Origin of the sequence: Ensifer meliloti, assembly GCF_030064585.1 — a bacterium.
Classification (GTDB): Bacteria; Pseudomonadota; Alphaproteobacteria; order Rhizobiales; family Rhizobiaceae; genus Sinorhizobium; species Sinorhizobium meliloti.
Genome location: NZ_CP120365.1, coordinates 155,467 through 178,854, shown reverse-complemented (window position 1 = coordinate 178,854; position 23,388 = coordinate 155,467). Strand labels below are relative to the sequence as shown.

Below are 23,388 nucleotides of genomic sequence, written 5' to 3'. Positions count from 1 at the left end.
CGGCGTAGCAAATCGCTCGCGTAAAAAAAAGCACCCAGGCGGATTATTCGGGCATCGGCGGTACAAGCTCTGCGGAATACGTCGCCCCATAACGCTTTGCCGGCTGTCCGGCCCCAATGGCGAATCGACCGGGCGAAAGCGAATAAAAACGAGGCCGCGGGCGTCTAATGCGGAGACGCTCTACCGTCACGTAGACGTACGCGCCGGGCGTCGGAGTCTGCCATGCTGCGCAACAGCGACAACGGGTTCGGAACGGTGACGATCGCCCTTCACTGGACGATCGCGGTTCTGATCCTCGGGCTCATCCTCGCCGGCTTCGTCATGCGGCGCATCGAGATCGACCCGGCTCTGCAGTTCTCCCTTTACCAGTGGCACAAGTCGTTCGGCTTCACCGCTTTGGGACTGGCTGCGTTTCGGATGCTCTGGTGGCTCGTGGAAACCACCCCGGCAGCTTCTCCGACCCTTGGCCCGATGGAGCACATGGCCGCCCGGGCCACGCATCTGTCGCTCATCGCGCTCGCACTCCTCGTGCCGCTGTCCGGCTGGGCGGTCGTGTCCGTCTCGACGCTGGCGATCCCGAGCTTCTATTTCAACTTGATCATCATTCCGCATCTGCCGCTCCCGAAATCCGGGACTTCGGAAGCGTTCTGGGCCCTCGCCCATGCAATGCTCGCTTATGTGACGCTTGGCCTGGTCGCAATCCACGCGGCGGCGGCATTCTATCACCATCTCGTGCGGCGCGACTTGGTGCTCATCCGCATGCTTCGCTCCGGGTCAATGCCGCGCACCGGCAGCACCGTCAACACTTCCGGAAAGGACGACACCGAGAGGAAACGAACATGACCGGCCCAGGCAAGCAGTCCATGGCAGTGACCCTGCCGCTCGCGCTTCTCGCCCTTGCCCTCGCAGGGACGCCGGTTGCGGGGGCGAAAGCGCCGGCACTTGCGGACGCCGCCGGGAACTACCGCATCGCGAGTTCCTCGAGCATCCAGTTCAGCGTGGGCCAAGTGGGTGGCAGCGGCGGCATTGCCGGCCGCTTCACTAAATTCTCGGGCATATTCCGGATCGATGGCGACGACGTCGGGCGATCCTCCGTGGAGTTCACGCTTTTTCCGGAGAGCGTAAGGTCCACCGAGCGCCGGATCGAGGACTTCCTGCGCTCCAGCGCAGTGTTCGATGCAGCCAACCACAAGACCGTGACCTTCCGCTCCACCGGCGTCAGCCAGACCGGCCCGGATACCGCAACGATCGAGGGCGTTCTCACCGCCCGCGGCAAGAGCCGCAAGGAGCGCTTCGACGTGAGGCTCACCGATTGGAACAGGCGCTCGATTTCCTTCACGATCCGCGGCAGCATCCGCCGCTCGCCCTACGGCATGACCGTCGGGACGCCCATTTACTCCAACGTCGTGGAGTTCGACATGAACATAACGGGGCAGAAGCGTTAGGTTTGCCCGGGCGCCAGGGCCGTGCGCCGCCAGAAGTCCGAGGCCATTGCCGGATCGCGCAGCGCCTCCAGCCTTTTCCAGGCGGGAAATGATGCTTCGAAGATGGCTGGGCTCATGCGGAAGTCCTGGCACGGATTGACCGCACCGCCGGCCACGACGGCAATCTCGTCGAGAGCGTCGAGCAGCTTGACGGTGGCCTCGCCTTGATTGGCAAAGTCCATGGTCAGGGCGAAGCCCGGTCTCGAAAAGGAGAGAAGCCCCGGGGAGGCTATGCCACCGAAACGGTGCAGCTTCGTCCGTACGGACCCATGACCGGCACGGCGGGCTGTTTCGAGCAACCGCGCCGTGGTCTCCGGCGCGGTCGCAACGGGATACACGCTTTGATGCTGGCAGAGGCCACGCCGCCCGTAGAGCCTGCGCCACCCGCCGATCGCGTCGAGAGGGTGAAAGTAGGAAGTCCACGTCTGCGTCGACACGGTCTCACCACGGTCGTGCTTGCGAAAGCGGTATTCGTTCAGCATTTTCAGCGTCACGCTGTTGAACAGACTGAAGGGCGGCGAAAAAGGCACGGCGAGCCTCGGCCCCTTCGGGATATCAGGATATTCGCAAGCGCCGTCGGCGTGATCCGCGGCGAACAGGACGCCCCTCCCCATGCGCCGTCCCGTCGCGAGCTGGTCGAGCCAGGCTACGGCATACTCGTGCTCCTCTTCGGCCCGTTCGGCCAGCGTGAAATATCGATCGAGACTATCGAAGCGAAGCACGTGCCGCTGGACATGCGGCGACGGCACCTTCATCAACCGAAGCTCGACGTCGAGGATCAGCCCGGTCAGTCCCAGGCCGCCGATCGTCGCAGCGAAGAGTTCCGCATTCTCCTCGGGCGAGCAGACCAGGCGTTGGCCCGTCGAGCGCAGCAAGGTCAGGCGCCGGACGTGATTGCCGAAGGAGCCGCGCGCATGGTGATTGCCGCCGTGGATGTCGTTGGCGACGGCGCCGCCGACGGTGACGAGGCCCGTCGCCGGCGTCACGGGAAGAAAGAAGCGATGCGGAACGGCGCGCGCCAGCAGGTCGGCAAGGATAGTGCCGGCCTCGCAGCGAATGGTCCCGCTCCCCGGATCGAAAGACAGGATGCGGTTATGCTTCCTGCTTTCGATAAGCGTCCCGAGTTGGTTGCGGCAAACATCGCCGTGGCTCAGGCCATTGCCGACGGGAAGAAACGCCATGGCGGCCACCGAGCTTATGCCGTCCTCGTAGTCATCGGGTGAAACGGTCGGTCGAGACCGGTTTCCAAACCGACCCGCTTCCTCGAAATCGTCCATTCTCATTACCGCCGTCAACTCCACAACCGCCTAGCGGTCAAGGATCCAGTTCAGCGCCTCTCGCCAGTCCGTCATTCTGATCGGAGTTCCATGCGAACCTGTTTCGAACAGGACGAAACGGGCAGGATAGGCCTTCGATCTGAGGCTGCGATAGAGCGCGACCTGGGACTCGGCCGGATAGACGCTGTCGCGGCTGCCGTGGCTGAAGAGTATCGGCAGCCGCGCGCCGTAGGCGGCACTCTTGCGAAAGTCTGGGTCGGCGGGGCCGCCCATGATCATCATGCCGCCAAGGGCCGAGACGGCTGCCTCTTGGCGGGCTATGCCCCAGCAGATGAAGCTTCCCATGGAGGCACAGGAAAGGACCACCGGCCTTCCGCCGGAACGCTCCGCTGCGAAACGGATCAGTGCCGAAACATCCGCTACGCCCGCAGCATCGAAGGACCTGACGCTTGGAGCGTAATAGGTTCCGCCATTGACGACAGCCAGATTTTTGAGGCGATTGAAATTGCCTCCGAAGGCGAAATCATTGGCACCGAGACGGCGGTCGCCGCCGCGACCATGAATAAAGATCACGGTGAATGCGGCGCCGCGATCGGGGCCGACGCGGGTGACGTCAAGCCCCCGCTCGCCGAAACCGAGCGTCTCGTTCACCTGCACGCCCTTGACACCGAGCGACACGTAAGCGCGCTTCACCCGCCGCTCGGGTATCTGGTCGCGCTCGTTGATGTCGCGTAGTTCCTGGTAATCGACAACGCGGAAGTCGCCGCCATCCGCCTCCTGAAGCAGTCTGCTATAGCGAAACAGCGCATCCTTGTAGGGCTTAACGGGTTCGGCCCTTGCGGAAACGGCAAGGCTCGCGAAAAGAAGCGCGCCGATCAGATGCCGTATGGAGAAAAGAATTGTGGACATGGACACCCGATCGGCTCCCTCGTTCGGCGCCTGCCTTGCCACCGGCGCCTCGGCCAAGCAACACTGGCGCGGCAAATCTGGCTCATTAAAGGGTATTTCTTCCTCCGGGGCATCGAAATTCGCCTTTTGTTCGCTCTTCGGGCGAGACTCTGGCAGAATTCCGGTGATTCGCGCGACAAAGGATGGCGGCCGCGCCGCGGTCTTGCTATGGCCTAGCCGACAATTAGACAGGAACGATCTGAACGCTTCATGGACGACAGCAGCGACCTTTTTTCCGCTATGCCCCAACAGCCGAAGCCGGCGGATGCCGCGCCACGCAAGCCCGCGGCCCCCGCCGCCGGTAACGAAGCGTCGCGCCCCGCACCCAAGACGAGCGACGGCAGCGACTACGACGCCTCGGCAATCGAAGTGCTGGAAGGTCTGGAGCCGGTCCGGCGCCGTCCGGGCATGTATATCGGCGGGACGGACGAAAAGGCCCTGCATCATCTGTTCGCCGAGGTCATCGACAACTCGATGGACGAGGCGGTCGCGGGACACGCCAACTTCATCGACGTGAACCTGGACGCCGACGGCTACCTGACGGTGACCGACAACGGCCGCGGCATCCCCGTCGAGAACCACCCGAAATTTCCCGGCAAGTCGACGCTCGAGGTGGTGATGACGGTGCTGCATGCCGGCGGCAAGTTCGACGGCAAGGCCTATGAGACCTCCGGCGGCCTTCACGGCGTCGGCGTTTCCGTGGTCAACGCACTGTCGGACGACCTTGAAGTCGAGGTTGCACGCAATCGCCGGCTCTATCGCCAGCGCTTCTCCCGCGGCATCGCGCAGGGCGGCCTCGAAGACCTGGGTGACGTACACAACCGGCGCGGCACCAGGGTCCGTTTCCACCCCGACCCGCAGATCTTCGGACCGCATGCCCGCTTCGAGCCGGCGCGGCTTTTCCGAATGGCCCGCTCCAAGGCCTATCTCTTCGGCGGCGTCGAAATCCGCTGGTCCTGCGATCCGGCGCTCCTGCCGGAAGGATCGGAAATCCCGGACAGGGCCGTGTTTCATTTCCCCGGCGGCCTCAAGGACTATCTCGCCGCGACGCTCGGCAAGGAATTCACGGTCACCCGCGAGATTTTCGCCGGCAAATCGGAAAAGTCGGGCGGCCACGGTTCGCTCGAATGGGCCGTCACCTGGTATGGCGGCGACCAGCAGATCCATTCCTACTGCAACACCATCCCGACGCCCGAAGGGGGAACGCACGAGGCGGGTCTGCGCATTGCGCTGACGAAGGGGCTCAAGAACTACGCCGAGCTCACACAGAACAAGCGCGCTGCGATCGTCACCACGGACGATGTCATGATCTCTGCGGCAGGCATGCTCTCGGTCTTCATTCGCGAGCCGGAATTCGTCGGTCAGACGAAGGACAAGCTGGCAACGGTGGAGGCGCAGCGCATCGTCGAAAACGCGCTTCGCGATCCTTTCGACCATTATCTTGCCGACAATCCGGCAGAGGCGGCCAAGCTTCTCGACTGGGTGGTGGAGCGCGCCGAGGAGCGTGTACGCCGGCGCAAGGAAAAGGAAGTCAGCCGCAAGACGGCGGTCCGCAAGCTGCGCCTGCCGGGCAAGCTCGCGGACTGCGCCCAGAATACGGCGGAAGGTGCCGAACTCTTCATCGTCGAAGGGGACTCGGCCGGCGGTTCGGCCAAACAGGCGCGCAACCGCGCCAACCAGGCGATCCTGCCGCTGCGTGGCAAGATCCTCAACGTCGCCAGCGCCGGCCGGGAGAAGCTCGGTGCCAATCAGCAGATCGGCGATCTCGTCCAGGCGCTCGGCTGCGGCACGCGCTCGAAGTATCGCGAAGAGGACCTGCGCTACGAGCGCATCATCATCATGACCGACGCCGACGTCGACGGTGCGCACATCGCCTCTCTTCTGATCACCTTCTTCTATCAGGAGATGCCGGAGCTCATCCGCGGAGGCCATCTCTATCTCGCCGTGCCGCCGCTCTATCGCCTGAGCCAGGGTTCCAAGACGCTTTATGCCCGCGACGACGCGCATCGCGAAGAGCTGATGCGGACGGAGTTCAATGGTCGCGGCAAAGTCGAACTCGGGCGGTTCAAGGGCCTCGGCGAGATGCTGCCCGCGCAGCTCAAGGAAACCACGATGGACCCGGCCAAGCGGACGCTCCTCAAGGTCGAAATCGACGATGTCGACTTCGAGGGCACCCGCGATGCCGTCGACAGCCTGATGGGAACGAAAGCCGAGGCCCGCTTCCGTTTCATCCAGGAGCGCGCGGTCTTCGCGGACAACCTGGACATCTGAAACTCGCGATCGCCCCTCACGCCTCCTGCCGAACCGGTTTTTCCATGAACAGGCTCAGCGGATCAGGTAGATAGCTGCCGAAGGGCGCACACTCCACGTAGCCGGATGCCTTGTAGAGACCGATCGCTTCCGGCTGATAGATGCCGGTCTCAAGACGGATTGCCGTGAGACCGAGCTTTGCCGCTTTGGCTTCGAGAGCCGATAAAAGCAGCTTGCCAAGCTTCAGCCCCCTCGCCTCCGGGTCGACGAACATCCGCTTGATCTCGGCCGTACCGTCGCCCGCTTCGACGAGGCCACAGCAGCCGACGACTTCGCCGTCACGGCGGGCCACGAAAAAGGATACGGTGGGCTGCTCCAACTGAGACAGATCGACCAGATGATTGCTTTCGGCCGGATAGAGCGATGCCGCATAGGCGTCGGACAATTCCAGAAGGCGAATAACGGCCGGCTGGCGCGGCGACTCTTCGGCGATGGTTACGGCGGTCATTTCAGTCTCTCCATTCGGTCCCGTCCGGAAGCACATGATTTCAACGCTCTAATGCCGAAGATCGCCGGGACCAATACGCCAAACGACGCAATTTCGCAGCTACTACAATCAATCCGCGTAACGGGGAGAAACAATTTGTTTCGGCGCCCGCCGGCTTTTGCCCTTCTTTGGAAAGAATCGGACGGCCATAAACAAGCGTCGTCATCATCTGAACGGAAGAGTGACCATGAAAGCCGCCCTGATCGTCATGACCATTCTCGGTTGCGACGACAACGTTACCCAATGCCATTACATCTCGACCGTGAACGGCGACTGGCCGTCGATCGCGCAGTGCGACACGGAATCGCAAAAGGAACTGCCGCGGTTCTCCGACAGGAACTACCCCGTCGTGGTGGCCGTGTGCGAGAGCTCAGGGCCGGGCATGACGGCGGAAAGCGAGCCGGTTCCGGAGCTGAATGCAACGCTTCCGGCTCAGCCGGGCGTGCAGCAAAACACAACATCAACGGCAGAAGGCGGAGAACCAACCTTGCCGAGGCGCGCCCTGGCATTGATCAGCGGCGCCGTACCCGACCGGGAGAAACTGAAGGCGATCGTCAGTGCGCCGGTCCACTACGTCGAAGACGGCTATTCCTGGGTGGCGCGCCGATTCGGCAATTGAGGTAATCAAGCCGTCTTACGCGGCCTGGCGGCAGAGCATCAAGGCGTAGTTGCGCGCCCTCTGCCGCTGCTCGGCAAAAGCCAGCCGCTCCGCGAGTTCGGCGACGGCGTGATATGCGCCGAGGCTTCGGCGGCGAAGGCGATCCGAAAGTCTGGCGGCGACGGAGAGGGAGGCTCCATCGTGATCCGCATCTGCCTCGCATTGGCAGAACAATACGGCCTCCGAAAACATTCCGCTCACTTCACGGCCAAGCCCCGCAGTTTCGAGGAGGGCCCTGATCGAGTGGAATCGCCCGCCCGAAAGGATCGATCGGACGCGCTTCTCCGGGACTCCGGACAGATCCACGATTGCCGCAGAAAAAAACTCCGTCCTGCCGCTGCAAAGCGCCGTCAGCAGTAGAGCCGGCGTCAGGCGGCCGGTTTTGCGGAGAGCGGCAACCATCCGCTGCAATTCCTCCCGCGCGGAGGCGGAGGAAAGCGTCAGCGCTGCCGCGTCGCAAGTCTCCCGCACGACACGCTGCGCCCGGTCCTCGCCGATAACGGCGCGTACCAGGTCGGACGCCGCAAGCGCCGCGCCGGCTTTTTCGGCGAGGGTCTGGCGCGCGTCGCTCGGCAGATCATGACGCTCGAGCAACAGGCCGCGGGCGGCCACGCTGTCGCCGAGGCGGTCGGCAATTCGCCGCAACGAGCCCGGAGAAAGCCTGGCCCCCGGATTTTCCAACAGGATGAGCACCTCTTCCTCGCCGCCAATCTCGGCGATGGCAGCCGCAACGGCGCATGAGACGCCGCTGCGGGAGGCGATCAGCGCCCGCATCTCCGCGCCGCCGTCCGCCGCCATGTCGACAAGATCGTCGTCATTCAAGACCGGTGAGCGGGAAATCGCGATGTAGGCAATCTCGGGCTGGTCCTGCGCAAGCGCCTTGATGATCGAGCGCGGCACCATCGGGCAATCCGCCAGCGCCTCGGCAAGAGACCGCCGCACCTTGGGCGAAGGATCGTCGAGGAGAAAGGTCATCGCCATTTCGACCGCCTGCCGATCGATGCCGTTCACATCGGCCTGAGCAAAGGCGCGACCAAGCGCACTGGCAGCACTGGCGCGTTCGCTGGCTTTCGCCGTTTCCACCCAGCGAAGAAATGCTTGTATGATCACCTATGCCCCACTAGTCACCCGAGCAGCCCCATGCTCGAAGCCTAGCGGCCAAAGGTTTAAGATTGGTTCACCATGTCTGTTAACGGCGCGCAAACCATCCTACCGTTCCTGTATCTGCCGGCCGGCGAACCGGTGCCTCGCAGGGAGATCCTGACCGCCTTCCGAGCGATCGTGATTGCCGGGAGCGAAACTGGCCTGCCGCCCTCGGATCTGCCTCGACAGGACGCCGGCTGCCTGTTGCTCGCCCGAATCGAAACGAGTAGCGATCCGGGCGAAGACGAGCTTGCCGCTTTGATCGGCAGCGGCTTCGACGGCGTCGTTCTGGCCGGATGCCGCGGCCCGGCAGACATTCAACGGCTCGATGTGCTGCTCAAGGTCGCCGAGGCGGCGGCCGGCAAGCCCCAGGGCCGAACGGTTATTCTTGCGGAATACGCGACGACGCCGGAAAGCGTCCTGTCGCCTCACTCGCTGGCGGGTGCCTCATCGCGCCTCTCGGCACTGGTGTTCGATGCCTCGGCCCTGGCCGAAGCGTGTGGTTGCAGGCGCGTGACCGAAACGGGCGACGTGCCGGCTGTCGTTCGAGCCGGCCGTGCTGCGGCAGTCCTGAGAGCCTGCGAGGCCCGCATCGCGGCTTACGACATGCTGCCTATCGACGCCGAGGATGAGGCGACCGTGCGGCGCCTGTGGAAAAACAGCGTGGAGAACGGCTTTTCGAGCGTTGCCCTCCGCTCGCCGCAGCAGATCGATCTTCTTGCCGCTGCAGGCGTCGTGCCGGAAGTCTAGAACCTGATCTAGCGAACAGGCCGCATCATCTCGAAGACGTCGCCGCCATCGCAATAGTCCATGTAGCCGAGCCGGGCGAGCGGCTTGACGGTCGCCATGTCGAACCGCCCATCGCGGATGGCCTCCTCGCGGATGTGAATGCCGACCACTGCGCCGATGACGACATAGCTGTCGGAAACGACGCCATCGATACCCTTGGGACGGAAGATCTCCGTCATCCGGCATTCCAGCGCCGCGAATGCCTCGCCCACGAAGGGAGCCTTCACGAGCGTTCCCTCTACAGGCGTCAGTCCGGCGATCTCGAACTCGCTTTCACCATGCGGGGCGGCCACCGAGGTGAGATTGACCGCCTCGCTCAGGTTGCGGCTGGCAAAGCTCGCGGTGAACTCCCCGGTCGCCTCGATGTTGCGTACCGAATCCTTGTAGCCGCTCGAGGCGAACATCACGAGCTTCGGCCGGTCGCTGATGGCGTTGAAAAAGGAATAGGGCCCAAGGTTCAGCGCCCCATCGGCCCCGCGCGTGCCGATCCAGCCGATCGGTCTCGGCGACACGATCGCCTTGAAGGGATCGTGCGGCAGGCCGTGCCCGTTTCCGGCGGTGTCGTAGAACATCAGTCGCCCTCCCCGACCCAGGTGACGATCTCCTCGAGTTCGGGCCTGGGGCGCTCCGTCGGCGGCACCATTGCAGTGCCGATGTGAATGAAGCCCGCAATCTTCTCGCCCGGCGCCACGCCGAGCAGCGGATAGGCCCGTTCCTCGAAGGCATACCATTCGGTCAGCCAGTTCGAGGCGTAACCGAGCGCATTTGCGGCCATCAGCAGATTGAGGCAGACGGCACCAGCCGACATCTGCTGCTCCCATTCCGGAATCTTGAAATGCGGCGCCGCCTTGCTGACCACGGCGACCACGACCGGCGCGCGCGTCAGCCGCGCCTCCTCGACCTTGATCATCTCTTCCGGCATGTCCGGCTTGGCGGCAAGCGCCATCTTCTTCAGTTCGGCGCTGATGCGCGCCCTCTCCTCGCCCCGATAGACAATGAAGCGCCACGGCGCCAATTTGCCATGATCCGGCACGCGCGAGGCGAGCTTCAGCATTTCCGCGACTTCCGCCTTGCTGGGTCCTGGCTCACCCATCTGAAAGGCCGGGATGGACCTGCGGGAGGCAAGATAGTCGACAAGCTTTATTTCGGTTTTCATATCGAGCGAATTCCACTAGTTTGCCGCCGGATCGGCAGCCACGAAAATGCCATACCGGCGTCCCAAGTGGAGTCACCCAGTCAAGAAGTCAACTGCTCTCATGCGTCTCCGTCTTCGTATTTTCCTGAGAACCGTTCTGGCGATCACACTCGCCGGGGCCGGTGCGGGACGCGCGCTTGCGGAGGATCCGACTGACGCCTTCAAGAGCTTTCCCTCGATCTCCGGCACGCACAAGATGCCGAAGCTTACCGGTTTCAGCCCGCTCATCACCGATCCGACGCAGGGCGGCCAGCTGAAGGACGTGGAGCTCGAGGCGCTGCTGACGGATAAGGGAAAGCCGGTCCAATCGGGCCTTACCTGGCGGGTCTTCAGCCCCATTCCGGGCAGCGACGGAAAGCTGCCGCTGCTCGCGACCTCCGAGGGCGGCTCCACCGCTTTCAATCTCGTGCCCGGCGAATATTTCGTCAACGTCGCCTTTGGCCGGGCGGGCGCGACCCGCAAGATTCGCGTGCCCGAAGACGGCCCGCTCGACAAACAGGTGCTCGTGCTCGATGCCGGGGGCGTCATGCTGAACGCCGTCTCCGGCAGCGATGTCCGCATCCCGCCGAACGAACTCAGCTTTTCGATCTTCTCTTCCGACGTGAAGGAGGATGGCGAGCGCGGCCTCGTGGTCGCCGACGTCAAGCCCGGTACGGTGGTTCAGCTCAATGCCGACACCTACCACGTCGTGTCGAACTACGGATCGGTGAATGCCGTCATCCGTGCCGATATCCAGATCGAAGCCGGCAAGCTGACCGAAGCGACGATCCAGCACCGCGCCGCGAAGCTGACCCTGAAGCTCGTCTCGGAAGCCGGCGGCGAAGCCATTGCGGATACCGCCTGGTCGATCCTCACTTCCTCCGGCGACGTCGTCAGCGAGAGCGTCGGCGCCTTCCCGACCCTCGTCCTTGCCGAGGGCAGCTACACGGCGGTGGCCCGCAACAAGGACAAGATCTACCAGCGCGATTTTGCCGTGAAGGCCGGCGTCAATACCGACGTGGAAGTGCTGCTCAACGGCAACGGCGAAGCCGACCAGGCCGCGGAAGCGCAGGACTGAAGCCCGCCCCTCATCCGCCTGCCGGCACCTTCTCCCCGCAAGCGGGGCGAAGGGACAAGCAGCGGTCGCCCGATCATCTTTCACGCCGGTTGCTGCAGCGGGACGAGCGTGCCGCTTGTCCCTTCTCCCCATCAAGATGGGGAGAAGGTGGCGGCAGCCGGATGAGGGGCAGCCGCGTCATGAGCGCGCACTTACGGAAAACCGTTACACGCTTTTCCTGGAATTGCTCCTGCGCTTGAGGTCCGGTGCCATGGCTTCGGCGGAGAGCGAAGCAACGGCCTCGTCCAGCGACATTGCCGTCTGCGCCTGAGAACCCAGGCGACGGATGTTGACCGAGCGCTCCTCCGCTTCGCGCCTGCCGCACACGACGATCACCGGAACCTTCGTTACCGAATGCTCGCGGACCTTGTAGTTGATCTTCTCGTTGCGGAAATCGGTCTCGACCGTCAGCCCCGCATCACGCAAGCGTTCGGCGACTTCGCGGCCATAGTCGTCCGCTTCCGAGGTAATCGTTGCGACCACCACCTGCAGCGGCGATATCCAAAGCGGCATATGGCCGGCATAGTTCTCCAGCAGAATGCCGAGGAAACGCTCCATCGAACCGCAAATGGCACGGTGGATCATCACCGGCTGACGCTTCTCGGATTCGCTGTCGATGTAGAAGGCGCCGAAACGCTCCGGCAGGTTGAAGTCGACCTGCGTCGTTCCGCACTGCCATTCGCGGCCGATCGCGTCCTTCAGCGTATATTCGAACTTCGGACCGTAGAATGCGCCCTCGCCCGGCAGGATGCCGGTCTTGATGCGGCCTTCGGACTGCTCCTCGATCGTCTGCAGGACTTCCGTCATCACGGCTTCGGCGCGATCCCAAAGCTCATCGGAGCCCACACGCTTTTCCGGCCGCGTCGACAGCTTCACGACGATTTCCTTGAAGCCGAAGTCCTCGTAGACGGAAAGGATCAGGTCGTTGATCTTCAGGCATTCGGCCGCCATCTGCTCGTCGGTGCAGAAGATGTGCGCGTCGTCCTGCGTAAAGCCACGGACCCGCATGAGGCCATGCAGCGCGCCGGAGGGTTCATACCGGTGGACTGCGCCGAATTCCGCCAGCCGAACAGGCAGTTCGCGGTAAGACTTCAGACCATGCTTGAAGATCTGGATATGCCCGGGGCAATTCATCGGCTTCAGCGCGAAGACGCGATCATCGTCCGTATCGTCGCCGGCGACAGTCACCTTGAACATGTTGTCGCGATACCAGCCCCAGTGACCGGAGGTCTCCCAGAGCGACTTGTCGAGGACCTGGGGAGCATTGACCTCCTGGTAATCGCCTTCGAGCCGGCGGCGCATATAGGCGACGAGACTCTGGAAGATCCGCCAGCCCTTTCCATGCCAGAAGACCACGCCAGGCCCTTCCTCCTGGAAGTGGAAGAGGTCCATCTCGCGGCCGAGCCGGCGATGGTCGCGCTTCTCGGCTTCGGCGAGCACGTGCAGATACTGATCCAGCTCCTCCTGCGTGTGCCACGCAGTGCCGTAGATGCGCGTCAGCATCGGATTGTTGCTGTCGCCGCGCCAATAGGCGCCCGCCACCTTCATCAGCTTGAAGGCCGTACCGATCTGGCCTGTCGAGGCCATGTGCGGCCCGCGGCAGAGATCGAACCAATCGCCCTGGTAATAGATCTTCAGGTCCTGGCCCTCGGGGATGGCGTCGACGAGCTCCACCTTGTAGTTCTCGCCCTTGGCGGCAAAGACCTCCTTGGCCCTGTCGCGTGACCAGACCTCCTTGGTGAAGGGCTTGTTGCGGGCAATGATCTCCCGCATCTTCTTCTCGATGACGGGCAGGTCGTCCGGCGTGAAGGGCTCGTTCTTGGCGAAATCGTAATAGAAGCCGTTGTCGATGACCGGACCGATGGTCACCTGCGTTCCCGGCCACAATTCCTGCACGGCCTCCGCCATGACATGGGCCGCGTCGTGGCGGATGAGCTCGAGCGCGCGCTTGTCTTCGCGCGTGACGATCTCGATCCTGCCTTCCGTCACGGCATCCGAGAGATCGCGCAGTTCGCCGCTAATGGCGATCGCGACGGCCTTCTTGGCGAGCGACTTCGAGATCGATTCCGCGACATCGCGACCGGTCGTGCCGGCGGCGAATTCTCGAACGGAGCCATCAGGAAATGTAAGGGAAACAGAATGCGACATCATGATCTCCTATCCAGTCCCGCCAACGAATGCGGGTGGTATGGTTTGCCGGCCGGGGCCGGTTCGCGGGCCTGATAAAGCTTTTTCACCGTGGAGTAAAGGCGCGGCCGCTCAACCGGCGACCATTCCACGCAGTCCCTTTACGGTGTTCCAGTTGCGCACCGTCCCGATGCCGAGCCGCTTGGTCGTTAGCGCCCCGAGCAGCTTCGATTCGCTCGCCTTGCCGGCAAAATCGACCCAGAGATCGCCGTCCACTATGGCCACGCGCTCGCCCCTGGGGCAATAGCCGAGCAGTTTTTCCCGCATGTCGACCTCGAGAGGCAAGCGCATCACCCGCACGTGGACGCTCGCAGGGTCCCTTTCGCTTTCCGCGAGAAAAGGGTTGCCTGCAGCAAGTCTCGACCAGTCCTCCGCGGAACGAACGATGATGTCGACGTGACGGCCGAAGGTCTTCTCGAAAGCCTTTTCGAGTTCGGCCTCCAATTCCGCGAGGGGCTTTTCCGGCGCCTCGAACAGGAGATTGCCCGTGGCGACAAGCGTGCGCGGCGCCCTGCAGCCGAGCGCTTCGGCCATCGCCTTCAAGTCGGCCATTACGACGCGCCGGCCGTCGCCGAGAACGATGCTGTGGAGCAAGGCGACGTAAGCCTTCATTCGCTTGAAGCCCGCCAGAAATCGACTGCCCCCGCCGGCAGCCGTGCAAGCACACGATCGAGCAGGGTTTTGTCGACATTCCGCCGCAAAGCCGCGGCTACATCTGCAATCGCCGTTTCCGGAGAGACGTTGTGGTTGCCGCGGAAGGCCTGCACCTCGCGCGTCATCGCCCGGCGCTCGGAGAAGGGGAGCGTCGGCTCCTCCAGATCCCAATCGGCGACGAAGATCGCACGAAGGACCGGCGGCAGCGCATTGGCGAAAAGCAGGGCGTCGGAAATTTCGAGGCGGCGGCGGAAAGTGTAAAGCACCGCCTGCACCATCGTATAGGCCTGATTGGTTGTCTGAAGAGCGGCGATATCGCGCGCGTCGACGATGAACCGGTCGAAATCCGCAGAGGCCTGCCGGTACTCCATCGGAATGGTCACGGCTCTCATGCGTCCTTTCGGCGTGGCTGCCAGTAGCGCCATGGCGTGTACCAGCGCTGGCGCGGTGCGAGGCTGTCCGGCACCGGATCGAATCCGTGGGTTCCGCCCGGGCCGCAGCGGACGACCCGGAACAAGGTCAGCCACCCGCCGGCCCAGAGGCCGTATCGGGCGATCGCCTCGAAGCCGTACTCCGAACAGGTCGGCAGGTGCCGGCAGGAATTGCCGATGAAACTCGACAGCGTCAGTTGATAGGCGCGGATCAGGGTCATGCCGACGAGCCGCCCCGGCGTCTTGCGGAAAGGCCCGGACCAATTCCGCCCCCCGGCGGCACCGGTATCGCCGCGGGTGATTGCATGATCGGCATGGGGCTGAGGGCACATGGCTCAGACGGCCGCAGCGAGGCGCCTGGCCTCGATCTGGCCGATGGCATCGACGACGGCATCGAAAGTCAGCATCGTCGAGGCATGGCGCGCCTTGTAGTCCTTGACGGGCTTCAGAAAGCGCATGTCCTCGAAACGGTCCGACGGGCCCTCCCCATCGGCCTTCAGCATGGCCAGCATATCCTCGCGGGCCTGCCGGATCTCGTCCGCATGGGCACCTACGACATGCCGCGCCATGATGGATGAGGACGCCTGGCCGAGCGCACAGGCCTTGACGTCATGGGCGAAGTCGGTGACGACGTCGCTGTCCATCTTCAGCCAGATTCTCACCTTCGAGCCACAGAGCTTGGAATGCGCGGCGGCTTCGGCGTCGGCGTCGGCCAACATTCCGAGGCGCGGAATATTGCCTGCGAATTCGAGAATTCTGCTGTTGTAAATGTCGTCGATCATTTAGGAATCCGGTGGATTTTTCGCGGTTTCTGACGTTCGGCGCATGATTTTCCCCAGGCGGCGGGAAAAAAGCAAGGCGTGGCGCATTCGGGCTCTTTTATCCATGTGGCACCATACTATATGCTATGTCGTGTTGGGGTGACAGTTCCGCAAGGGGATCAAATGTCGCCTGTTGTTTGGGAAACCGTGCCGGACGGTCCAGTGCACTGCTAAGCCGAGACCCGAAAGCCCCGGAACCCGCCAACGGAACCCAAGCCTGCAGGGTTAGGCGTATGGCCAATGGCGAGTTGTCCGAAAAGATAAAACGTCAGCAATTTCGTATTGCTTGAAGGGGCCATATGGACGCCATAGTGAAGAATTTTCCTGTGCTCGACGACACAGGTCGTCCGACGCAGAAGGAAGCCGAAGAAGCCGTTCGCGTCTTGTTGCGCTGGGCAGGTGAAGATCCGGCACGAGAAGGCCTGAAGGACACGCCTTCGCGTGTCGCCAAGGCGTATCGGGAAATTTTCGGCGGCTACGATCTCGTGGCGGAAGACGTGCTCGGGCGAACCTTCGAGGAAGTCTCCGGCTACGACGATATCGTGCTCGAAAAGGACATCCCGTTCTATTCGCATTGCGAGCACCACATGGTGCCGATCATCGGCAAGGCCCATATCGCCTATCTGCCGAACGGCCGCGTGCTCGGCCTTTCCAAGATCGCCCGGGTCGTCGATATCTACGCCCGTCGCCTGCAGACGCAGGAAGCGATGACGGCGCAGATCGCAAAGGCCATCGACGAGACCCTCATGCCCCGGGGCGTGGCGGTGATGATCGAGGCCGAGCACCTGTGCATGGCGATGCGCGGTATCAAGAAGCAGGGCGCGACGACGCTGACGACCACCTTCACCGGTGCGTTCAAGAGCGAGCCGGCCGAACAGGTCCGCTTCATGACGATGCTCAGGGGCTTCAAGTAAGCTCCGCCACCGCATGTTGAAACGCATGCAGCAACCCCCAAGTGCTACAGCGGCCTCGCGCGTCTGATCAAGACGCGCGGCGCTGTAGTGGAGCTCAGACGATGACGCTCACTTTTGCATCCCCCCCGCAGGACAAGGCCGAACTGGAAAGCGGCCCGGCCTTCACCCCGCGTTTCGACGAGAAGGGTCTGATCACGGCCGTCGTGACCGATGCCCGCGATGGCGAATTGCTGATGGTCGCGCATATGAACGCCGAAGCGCTGTCCCTCACGCTCGAGACCGGATTCGCGCATTACTACAGCCGCTCACGCGACCGCCTCTGGAAGAAGGGCGAAAGCTCGGGCAATTTGCAGACCGTCCGGGAAATACGAACCGATTGCGACCAGGACGCCGTTTGGTTGAAAGTCTCGGTGGCCGGCCACGATGCCACCTGCCATACCGGGCGCCGCTCGTGCTTCTATCGGACGGTCGGCGTCGCCGATGGCGAAGCAAAAGTGGCGATCACCGACGACCACAGGCATTTCGATCCGGCGCAGATCTACGCCGGCAACTGAGCATCTGCTTTTTTCTGGTTCGCCTGGTTGATATATTCATCTTTTGGCAACCAAACGGGCATCTAATCATTAATCTTGTAAGTGGTTCCCGCGGTAACGGCGGAGCACCAAAATGTGTTGCAGGCTGTATCCAATGTTTATCGGGCGGGCCGCATTTGTAGCCGGTTCAGTGCTATATCTCGATCATGGTGTCAGTCTTTCAGCGACCAGATGTGAGGCCGGCACCGGCATGTTTCGATGGCCGAATCGCTTCGGTTCAAGGAATATTCGGTAGTAGGGCTCGGCAGGGCTTTCTGCAGGGCCGTGTGCTAGAAGCTAATCTATTCGGCGGTGTCGGAGGTGCCGGATGCTGAACTGGACATTCACGCGTAACAGTCAGATTGCCGATCTTTCCGGCGCGAACGGGTCGTCGATCACGACCACTCCTCCAGCACTACCCATTTCTCAATCCGTGAAACCCAGGATTGCGCTGGCGCTCGGCGGCGGTGCTGCGCGGGGCTGGGCCCATATCGGTGTCCTGAAAGCCCTCGACGAGGAGGGTATCGAAGTCGGAATGATTGCGGGCACATCGATCGGTGCGCTGGTGGGCGGCTGTTACCTCGCCGGCAAGCTCGATGAATTGGAGGCTTTCGCCCGCTCGCTTACCGTGCGCCGCATTGCCGGCTTGCTCGATTTCGCGATCGGCGGCGGTGGCCTCTTCGGCGGTCTGCGGCTCACCAAGCGGATGCAGGAACATCTGCAGAACCTCAGTATCGAGGATCTCGACCGGCCCTTCGTGGCCGTCGCCACGGAGGTCTACAGCGGTCACGAGGTATGGATCGAGAAAGGATCCCTTATTACCGCCATTCGCGCATCTTACGCCTTGCCTGGCATTTTCGAGCCCGTCAACGCCAATGGCCGGACTCTCATCGACGGCGCGCTGGTCAACCCCGTTCCCGTTTCGGTCTGCCGCGCACATGAGCAGTTGCACGTCGTCGCCGTCAACCTGAACTACGATGTCTACGGGCGCTCGGCGGTGGTCAAGCACAGCGCCGGCATGGAAACGCCCGATGCGCCGGCAACGGAGGCAAACCGCTTTTCAGCACGGCTCGGCATGACCAGCGTCATGGTCCAGGCCTTCAACATCATTCAGGACCGCATTTCGCGCGCCCGGCTGGCTGGCGATCCGCCGGATCTGTCTCTCCACCCGAAGCTGAACGATATCGGACTTTCGGAATTCCACCGCGCGGGCGAAGCAATCGAGCGCGGCTATCAGGAAGCCAAGATCAAGCTTTCGGAAATCCGGCGCATGCAGGAACCGCTGTCCCGTTGAAAGGCCGGGAGAACTTGCGGATCGGCCCAAGTGTTCCAAGGCCCGTTGAGATCCGGACACCCGGCGCCGCTTGTTTGATTTCCTCATTCCTGTGCTTGTCACAGGAATCCAGCCAGACCAAGTCCTTGGGCTGAAAGAATGCTCCCGCGCCGCAGACGCGGCGCTGCTGGATCCCTGTGACGAGCACAGGGATGAGGTAGAGGAGAGATTGCAGTCCTCCGAAAAGTTCCTACAGCGCCGCTCGTCTTATGAGACGCGCAAAGGTCGCTGTAGCACTTTGAGCTGCTGCATGTTTTTGTCCATTGATCGGCCACGATCAATGGACACATGCAGTGGCGCACGGTCGGTACTCAAGGAAATTCAAGCGCATCGCCATGTGTGCTGACAAAACCGAGCAGGGCTTCAACGCCATTATCCATCTCGCAGCAGCCATCATAAACTCAAGATGAATCTCAACAGGCCCTAGCCGGCGATATAGGCCTTGATCTGTTCGGCCTCGTTCTCGATGGCGCGGATGTGATATTTGACCACGTCTCCGATCGAGATAATGCCGGCCAGCCTGCCTTCCCGCTCCACGGGCAGATGACGCGCGCGAAATTTACTCATCATCTCCATCAGCGAGTCGACGGACATTTCCTCGCGACAGCAATAGACGTTCTGCCACATGACGGAAGAAACCGGCTTGTCGAGGCAGGCGGCACCATATCGGGCAATCGAGGCAACGATGTCGCGCTCCGTCATGATGCCAACGATATGCTCCTCCGGATCGACGACGACAACGGCTCCGATATGATTTTCATGCAGTAAAGACGCGGCCTGCTGAACCGTCACCTGCGCTGTGACCGTGATGACGTTGCTGCCTTTTTCATTGAGAATCGCTTTCACCGACATGCGCACATCTCCCGTTGCGACAAAACCGGGCCGACGGGAAGAGTTTCAGTCCGTGCCGCTCACTGCACTTTCTTCCGGCGGAAGGAAGACCGCGAAGACAGTGCAGATGGCCGCAAGAAACCCGTACCCATTCCGGCGCCTGCGCAGCCCTTTGCCGCTCCTCGAGCACAAAGCTACGCCGGCACCCGGCCTTTTCCGCGGTCGCCTCGAGCAATTCGGCGGCCGTGATGAATGGTGCTCCAGCGACTTCAGGAAATCAAGGCTTCTGCAGAAAGCCTGCCGCCTCTGCGGCGAAATCAGGCATCACGAAAATTCTGCGGTTGATACAATCGATTATCGCACTCTCGCCCGAAGGCGGCCGAGGCTTCTTCCCGGCTGGCGGCGCCTCACCCAACCTACCTTCGGGGATCGAAGAATGCGAACAGAAGGAAGCCGAAGAGGAAACCGCCGATATGCGCCTCCCAGGCCACGCTTCCTGCCCCTCCGATCGACAGAAAGCCAAAGCCCACCAGCAAATTGGTCAGGAACCATATCCCGGTGAAGACGAGCACGGACCGGTTGGTGAGCGTCTCCGCAAACGACAGCCGTCGATTGAGATGGGCAAACTGGCGGCTGATGCGACCGCTCGGGGAAAATACGAAACGGGCCGCCGCCCCCATCAAGCCTGAAACGACGCCCGAAGCCCCGATCACCACGGCCATCTCGCCCCAGTGGAAGATGATGTGCAAGCCGACGGCGGCAGCCGCCGACAGGCACCAGAACAAGGCGAGCCGAGCCATCCCGATCCGTCTGACGACGGGGGCGCCGAACGCGACCATCCAGAAGACATTGAAGATGAGATGCTCCCAACTGCCGTGCAGGAAGGAATAGGTTACCGGCGTCCAGAGCCAGACCAGCCCCTGCTCACCGAGCGGAAGCGTGTAGCGCACGGGCAGAAAGGCAAAGTTGAGGATCAGCTCCTGGTCGATCTCGGCCGGCAGGACATAGGTCCTCAAGACATGGACCGCGATCAGGAACGAAAGGATTCCGGTCAGCCCCGGCGGAAGATTGAAGGCGGGCTCGCGACTGCGGACGTCGGTACTGTCGACATCGGTTTCCGGTGACGTTGCCGCCTGATCCCGTTCCATAGCTGCCTCTTCCCTTCGGTCGCTGCGGTTGCGCCCAGACGGCGGCGAACCGCCCGCAGTAGCGCGCAAGGGATAAGCAAACAAAAAAACGCCGTCCAGTGAAAACTGAACGGCGTCACGCGCCGTTGCGCGCGCGTCAGTCGATGTGCTGAAGGCAATCCTTCGTGAAGTGCTGCCGAATGACATGGCAGCCGCCGGCGTCGAGCGCAATCGAAACCGGCCGTTAACCTTAATTTCGCCCTGGCACGAAAATCGCTCCATGCATTCAAGGACCACGCAATATGCCGCCGACTATCTCGATCTGGGACGGTCTGCGCCGCAACAACGACCGATCGGGCAAGATGCGCAGCAGAACGACAATGGAACTGTTTCAATACTGGAACGAAGTTCGCGGCGGCCGCGATCTCCCGCGCCGTGACGAAATCCAGCCCGCCGATATTCGTTCACTCCTGCCCAACGTCTTCATCCTCCAGGCGCAGGCGGACGGCGGAATACACTTTCGTCTCGCGGGCACCCACATCTGCGGCTTGTTCGGCGACGAACTCCGCCACCGTCAATTCTCCGCCTTGTGGCTCGGCGGACAGCAGGAGGAGGCTGCCCGCATCGCCGGTCAGGTCATGAAGCGATGCACGCCGATACTACTGGCTGGGTCCGGCGCAACCGCAACCGGGGATCGGTTGGACGTGGAAATTCTGCTTACCCCCCTCGCCTCTCCCGATGGAACGGGCGACCGCATACTCGGCGCTCTGTCGCCGCTGTCCCGTCCGATATGGCTGCACATGAAGCCATTGCAGCACCTTGTCCTGGACAGCCGCTGTGCCGCATTGCCTGCGTCCGAATGCTCCACGACTGCCGGTCTGACCGGCAGCCGCATCGATGCCTGCGATCGCCCCTTCCGCATGGCGCAGCACCTGCGCGTCTTCGAGGGTGGAAGGCGAAACTGAGCGAACCTTCTGTTAATCGGTGCGGCCTATACTTTCGCCTGCAAAATATATCCATCGTAGAGTGATCATGTTCTCCTTCCAGCATGCGCAGAACAGCGCCCCGAAACCACATCAGGAAAGCGCGTTTCAGCGCGTTTCGGTCAATCTTTCGGGACGACTGATGCTTGCCAGTCACGAGGAATATGACTGTACCGCCCTAGAGATGTCGCCGGGCGACGTTCTGTTGACCTCCCCCGCGCGTCCGCGCGGCGGAGAGCGTATCATTGCTTATGTCGACCATGTGGGTCGCCTCGAAGGCACGGTGTCACGCGTTGCGGACGATGCGTTCGTGATCCAGCTCAACGCCACGGAACGCAAGCGCGAGAAGCTTGCGGCACAGCTGACCTGGATCGCCAACAAACACGAACTCGGTCTGCCGGAAGACCGGCGCCATGACCGGCTGGCACCTCGCAAGACATTGACGGAACTCACAGTCGATACCGGCGAGAGATACAGCTGTCGGATCATCGACCTCTCGCTTTCCGGCGCGGCGGTCGACATCGACACACGGCCTGCCGTAGGATCGCCGGTCAGGCTGGGTAACATGAAGGGCAGGATCGTCCGTCATTTCCAAGAAGGCGTCGCCATCGAATTCTCCGGGATACAGTCCCGCGAGGCACTGACCGAGTTTCTGTAAGCGCACTAAGGCGTGTTGAGATTCATCTTGAGTTTATGGCGGCTGCTGCGAGATGGAAATTTCGTTGAAGCTCTGGTCGGTTTTGTCGCTACGCATGGCGCGACGCGCTTGAATTTCTTGGATACCGACTGCGCAGCCCACTGCATGTTTCCTTTGATCGTCGCCGATCAAAGGACAAGAACATGCAGCAGTCAAAGTGCTACAGCGACCTTTGCGCGTCTGATAAGACGCTGCAATCTCTCCTCACCCTCATCTCTGTGCGCGTCACAGAGATCCAGCAGCGCTGCGTCTGCGGCGCGGGGAAATGTTCTTTCAGCCCAAGGACTTGGTCTGACTGGATCCCTGTGACGAGCACAGGGATGAGGAGATCAAGCCGGGGCGGGTATCCCGGATCTCAACAGACCTTAGAGGCGGCGCTTGCGTCAGCGGACCGCCTGGACCAGGCCTCTGCCCTCGCCTAGTCCAAAATCAACTCTTCCGCAGCGGGCCGGCAACAGAAATAGCTTCTGGTAAACCGGGCGTTACGCTTCCCAGCGATCCGACACTATTTCCTGCTGGCTCCGATGGGTCCCACCGTCACCGGCTGCATGGCTGGCGGGACGCGCAATCGCGGCTCTGCTACGCTCGCCGCACATAGTATTCTCACCTATATTCAATGGCTTACACGGATTTGCACCGTCGTCGCTCCCGGTGGCCGCCGACAAGCAGCATGAAAATCGATAAAATTTGAATCGAATTTTATTACAGCTCTCCTCAATTTTTATTCTTATGTTATTCGAGTTTGTTCTTGTTTTTACTTCCGATCTTCGCCGCCGGTAAAAAACTCTGTGCCAATGTCGAACCACAACGGGGAGACAGACATGCGCACAATCATCACCATGGCGATCGCTGCCGCAGCCCTTGCCACCGGCCTCATCGCCGGGCCGGCTTACGCGGTGCCGGCGAACATGACGGTCGGCGGCGCGACCAACCCGCCGATCGGGCATTACGAGTTCTGCAAGGCCAATCCCTCCGAATGCGCGGCCATTGGCGCGGACCATGGCCCGTCCGTGCTGACGCGCGACAGCTGGAAGAAGATCCTCGAAGTCAATTACGAGGTGAATCAGGCGATCGCCCCGATGACCGACATGGAAATCCATGGCGTCGAGGAAAACTGGTCCTACCCGGACGCCGTCGGCGACTGCGAGGATTACGTGCTGCTGAAACGCCGCAGGCTGATCGAAAGCGGCTTCTCCCCCGCCGATCTTCTGATCACCGTCGTCCTGCAGCCGAATGGCGACGGTCATGCCGTCCTGACGGTGCGCACCGACCGCGGCGATTTCATTCTCGACAACATGCGCAGCAAGGTGCTGCTCTGGTCGGACACGGAATATACCTACCTGAAGCGGCAGTCCTCGGAGCATGCCGGGCGCTGGGTGAAACTGCAGGATGGCCGCGCTCTCGCCGTCGGCAGCGTCAGCGCACAATAACGCATGAGCAGGCGCCGGCCA

Annotated in this window: 25 protein-coding genes; 12 read left to right on the top strand and 13 right to left on the bottom strand. The window is 62.1% G+C overall.

What is annotated here, in order from left to right:
- The first annotated feature begins 222 nt into the window (after window positions 1–222).
- Both PZL22_RS07965 and PZL22_RS07960 read left to right on the top strand, forming a co-directional pair.
- Complete coding sequence (locus tag PZL22_RS07965; protein WP_003534729.1) at window positions 223–843, top strand: cytochrome b; 621 nt, start codon at window positions 223–225, stop codon at window positions 841–843.
- Entirely contained in the window at window positions 840–1,445 is a 606-nt protein-coding gene (locus PZL22_RS07960) for a YceI family protein (protein ID WP_003534728.1), read from the top strand. The genes PZL22_RS07965 and PZL22_RS07960 overlap by 4 nt, the downstream gene beginning before the upstream one ends.
- Here the strand turns inward: PZL22_RS07960 and PZL22_RS07955 are convergent.
- The gene (locus PZL22_RS07955; protein WP_013844309.1) at window positions 1,442–2,767 is read right to left on the bottom strand and encodes an FAD-binding oxidoreductase; all 1,326 of its coding nucleotides are present in this window, start codon (window positions 2,765–2,767) and stop codon (window positions 1,442–1,444) included. The two genes, PZL22_RS07960 and PZL22_RS07955, sit on opposite strands and share 4 nt — an antisense overlap.
- Window positions 2,768–2,791: 24 nt before the next feature.
- Window positions 2,792–3,727 (bottom strand): alpha/beta hydrolase, encoded by a 936-nt coding sequence (locus PZL22_RS07950; protein ID WP_041169306.1) that lies wholly within the window; start codon window positions 3,725–3,727, stop codon window positions 2,792–2,794.
- A gap of 192 nt (window positions 3,728–3,919) precedes the next feature.
- Between PZL22_RS07950 and parE the strand changes: the two genes are divergently transcribed.
- On the top strand, window positions 3,920–5,980 hold the full coding sequence (gene parE, locus PZL22_RS07945) for a DNA topoisomerase IV subunit B (RefSeq protein ID WP_003534725.1): 2,061 nt from the start codon (window positions 3,920–3,922) through the stop codon (window positions 5,978–5,980).
- A 16-nt stretch (window positions 5,981–5,996) separates the two neighbouring features.
- On the opposite strand, the gene PZL22_RS07940 is transcribed toward parE, so the two are convergent.
- On the bottom strand, window positions 5,997–6,467 hold the full coding sequence (locus tag PZL22_RS07940; protein WP_003534724.1) for a GNAT family N-acetyltransferase: 471 nt from the start codon (window positions 6,465–6,467) through the stop codon (window positions 5,997–5,999).
- 226 nt (window positions 6,468–6,693) lie between these two features.
- Between PZL22_RS07940 and PZL22_RS07935 the strand changes: the two genes are divergently transcribed.
- On the top strand, window positions 6,694–7,125 hold the full coding sequence (locus PZL22_RS07935) for a hypothetical protein (protein WP_003534723.1): 432 nt from the start codon (window positions 6,694–6,696) through the stop codon (window positions 7,123–7,125).
- A 15-nt stretch (window positions 7,126–7,140) separates the two neighbouring features.
- Here PZL22_RS07935 and PZL22_RS07930 read toward each other — a convergent pair whose 3' ends face one another.
- Window positions 7,141–8,274: a DUF2336 domain-containing protein gene (locus PZL22_RS07930; protein WP_284718586.1), complete on the bottom strand. Its 1,134-nt coding sequence runs from the start codon at window positions 8,272–8,274 to the stop codon at window positions 7,141–7,143.
- Window positions 8,275–8,346: 72 nt separating this feature from the next.
- On the opposite strand from PZL22_RS07930, the gene PZL22_RS07925 reads away from it, so the two are divergent.
- Window positions 8,347–9,057: an aldolase/citrate lyase family protein gene (locus PZL22_RS07925; protein ID WP_003534719.1), complete on the top strand. Its 711-nt coding sequence runs from the start codon at window positions 8,347–8,349 to the stop codon at window positions 9,055–9,057.
- Window positions 9,058–9,065: 8 nt separating this feature from the next.
- Here the strand turns inward: PZL22_RS07925 and PZL22_RS07920 are convergent, their stop codons facing one another.
- Together PZL22_RS07920 and PZL22_RS07915 are read right to left on the bottom strand one after the other, a co-directional pair.
- Window positions 9,066–9,668: a flavin reductase family protein gene (locus PZL22_RS07920; protein ID WP_003534717.1), complete on the bottom strand. Its 603-nt coding sequence runs from the start codon at window positions 9,666–9,668 to the stop codon at window positions 9,066–9,068.
- Window positions 9,668–10,252, bottom strand: a complete 585-nt coding sequence (locus PZL22_RS07915) for a nitroreductase family protein (RefSeq protein WP_003534715.1) — start codon at window positions 10,250–10,252, stop codon at window positions 9,668–9,670. Before PZL22_RS07915 ends, PZL22_RS07920 begins: the two co-directional genes overlap by 1 nt.
- A gap of 100 nt (window positions 10,253–10,352) precedes the next feature.
- Here PZL22_RS07915 and PZL22_RS07910 point away from each other — a divergent pair, with 100 nt between their 5' ends.
- Window positions 10,353–11,348, top strand: a complete 996-nt coding sequence (locus PZL22_RS07910) for an RgsD C-terminal domain-containing protein (RefSeq protein ID WP_003534713.1) — start codon at window positions 10,353–10,355, stop codon at window positions 11,346–11,348.
- Window positions 11,349–11,552: 204 nt separating this feature from the next.
- Here PZL22_RS07910 and thrS read toward each other — a convergent pair whose 3' ends face one another.
- The 5 genes from thrS to PZL22_RS07885 form a co-directional block, all read right to left on the bottom strand.
- Window positions 11,553–13,535, bottom strand: coding sequence for a threonine--tRNA ligase (gene thrS, locus PZL22_RS07905; RefSeq protein WP_003534711.1), 1,983 nt, complete (start codon window positions 13,533–13,535; stop codon window positions 11,553–11,555).
- Between the two features lie 111 nt (window positions 13,536–13,646).
- Window positions 13,647–14,186, bottom strand: a complete 540-nt coding sequence (locus tag PZL22_RS07900; protein WP_003534709.1) for a DUF1697 domain-containing protein — start codon at window positions 14,184–14,186, stop codon at window positions 13,647–13,649.
- The gene (locus PZL22_RS07895; RefSeq protein ID WP_003534706.1) at window positions 14,183–14,620 is read right to left on the bottom strand and encodes a DUF2267 domain-containing protein; all 438 of its coding nucleotides are present in this window, start codon (window positions 14,618–14,620) and stop codon (window positions 14,183–14,185) included. Before PZL22_RS07895 ends, PZL22_RS07900 begins: the two co-directional genes overlap by 4 nt.
- Window positions 14,617–14,991, bottom strand: a complete 375-nt coding sequence (yidD, locus tag PZL22_RS07890; RefSeq protein WP_003534704.1) for a membrane protein insertion efficiency factor YidD — start codon at window positions 14,989–14,991, stop codon at window positions 14,617–14,619. The genes PZL22_RS07895 and yidD overlap by 4 nt, the downstream gene beginning before the upstream one ends.
- Window positions 14,992–14,994: 3 nt before the next feature.
- Window positions 14,995–15,441 carry an iron-sulfur cluster assembly scaffold protein gene (locus tag PZL22_RS07885; protein WP_003534702.1) on the bottom strand — a complete coding sequence of 149 codons (447 nt, stop codon included), beginning with the start codon at window positions 15,439–15,441 and terminating at the stop codon, window positions 14,995–14,997.
- A 338-nt stretch (window positions 15,442–15,779) separates the two neighbouring features.
- Between PZL22_RS07885 and folE the strand changes: the two genes are divergently transcribed.
- The 3 genes from folE (at window position 15,780) to PZL22_RS07870 (ending at window position 18,260) form a co-directional block, all read left to right on the top strand.
- Window positions 15,780–16,394 (top strand): GTP cyclohydrolase I FolE, encoded by a 615-nt coding sequence (gene folE, locus PZL22_RS07880; protein WP_003534700.1) that lies wholly within the window; start codon window positions 15,780–15,782, stop codon window positions 16,392–16,394.
- Between the two features lie 101 nt (window positions 16,395–16,495).
- Window positions 16,496–16,948, top strand: a complete 453-nt coding sequence (gene hisI / locus PZL22_RS07875; RefSeq protein WP_003534698.1) for a phosphoribosyl-AMP cyclohydrolase — start codon at window positions 16,496–16,498, stop codon at window positions 16,946–16,948.
- Window positions 16,949–17,294: 346 nt separating this feature from the next.
- Entirely contained in the window at window positions 17,295–18,260 is a 966-nt protein-coding gene (locus tag PZL22_RS07870) for a patatin-like phospholipase family protein (protein ID WP_003534696.1), read from the top strand.
- A 462-nt stretch (window positions 18,261–18,722) separates the two neighbouring features.
- On the opposite strand, the gene PZL22_RS07865 is transcribed toward PZL22_RS07870, so the two are convergent.
- Together PZL22_RS07865 and PZL22_RS07860 are read right to left on the bottom strand one after the other, a co-directional pair.
- Window positions 18,723–19,151: a CBS domain-containing protein gene (locus tag PZL22_RS07865; RefSeq protein WP_003534694.1), complete on the bottom strand. Its 429-nt coding sequence runs from the start codon at window positions 19,149–19,151 to the stop codon at window positions 18,723–18,725.
- Window positions 19,152–19,546: 395 nt separating this feature from the next.
- Window positions 19,547–20,278 carry a rhomboid family intramembrane serine protease gene (locus PZL22_RS07860; protein ID WP_003534691.1) on the bottom strand — a complete coding sequence of 244 codons (732 nt, stop codon included), beginning with the start codon at window positions 20,276–20,278 and terminating at the stop codon, window positions 19,547–19,549.
- A 281-nt stretch (window positions 20,279–20,559) separates the two neighbouring features.
- Here PZL22_RS07860 and PZL22_RS07855 point away from each other — a divergent pair, with 281 nt between their 5' ends.
- The 3 genes from PZL22_RS07855 to PZL22_RS07845 all read left to right on the top strand — a co-directional run bounded on the left by PZL22_RS07855 (window position 20,560) and on the right by PZL22_RS07845 (window position 23,367).
- Complete coding sequence (locus PZL22_RS07855) at window positions 20,560–21,222, top strand: PAS domain-containing protein (protein ID WP_003534688.1); 663 nt, start codon at window positions 20,560–20,562, stop codon at window positions 21,220–21,222.
- Between the two features lie 67 nt (window positions 21,223–21,289).
- Complete coding sequence (locus tag PZL22_RS07850; protein WP_003534682.1) at window positions 21,290–21,898, top strand: PilZ domain-containing protein; 609 nt, start codon at window positions 21,290–21,292, stop codon at window positions 21,896–21,898.
- Window positions 21,899–22,758: 860 nt separating this feature from the next.
- Window positions 22,759–23,367, top strand: a complete 609-nt coding sequence (locus tag PZL22_RS07845; protein ID WP_010969216.1) for a transglutaminase-like cysteine peptidase — start codon at window positions 22,759–22,761, stop codon at window positions 23,365–23,367.
- Window positions 23,368–23,388 lie beyond the last annotated feature (21 nt).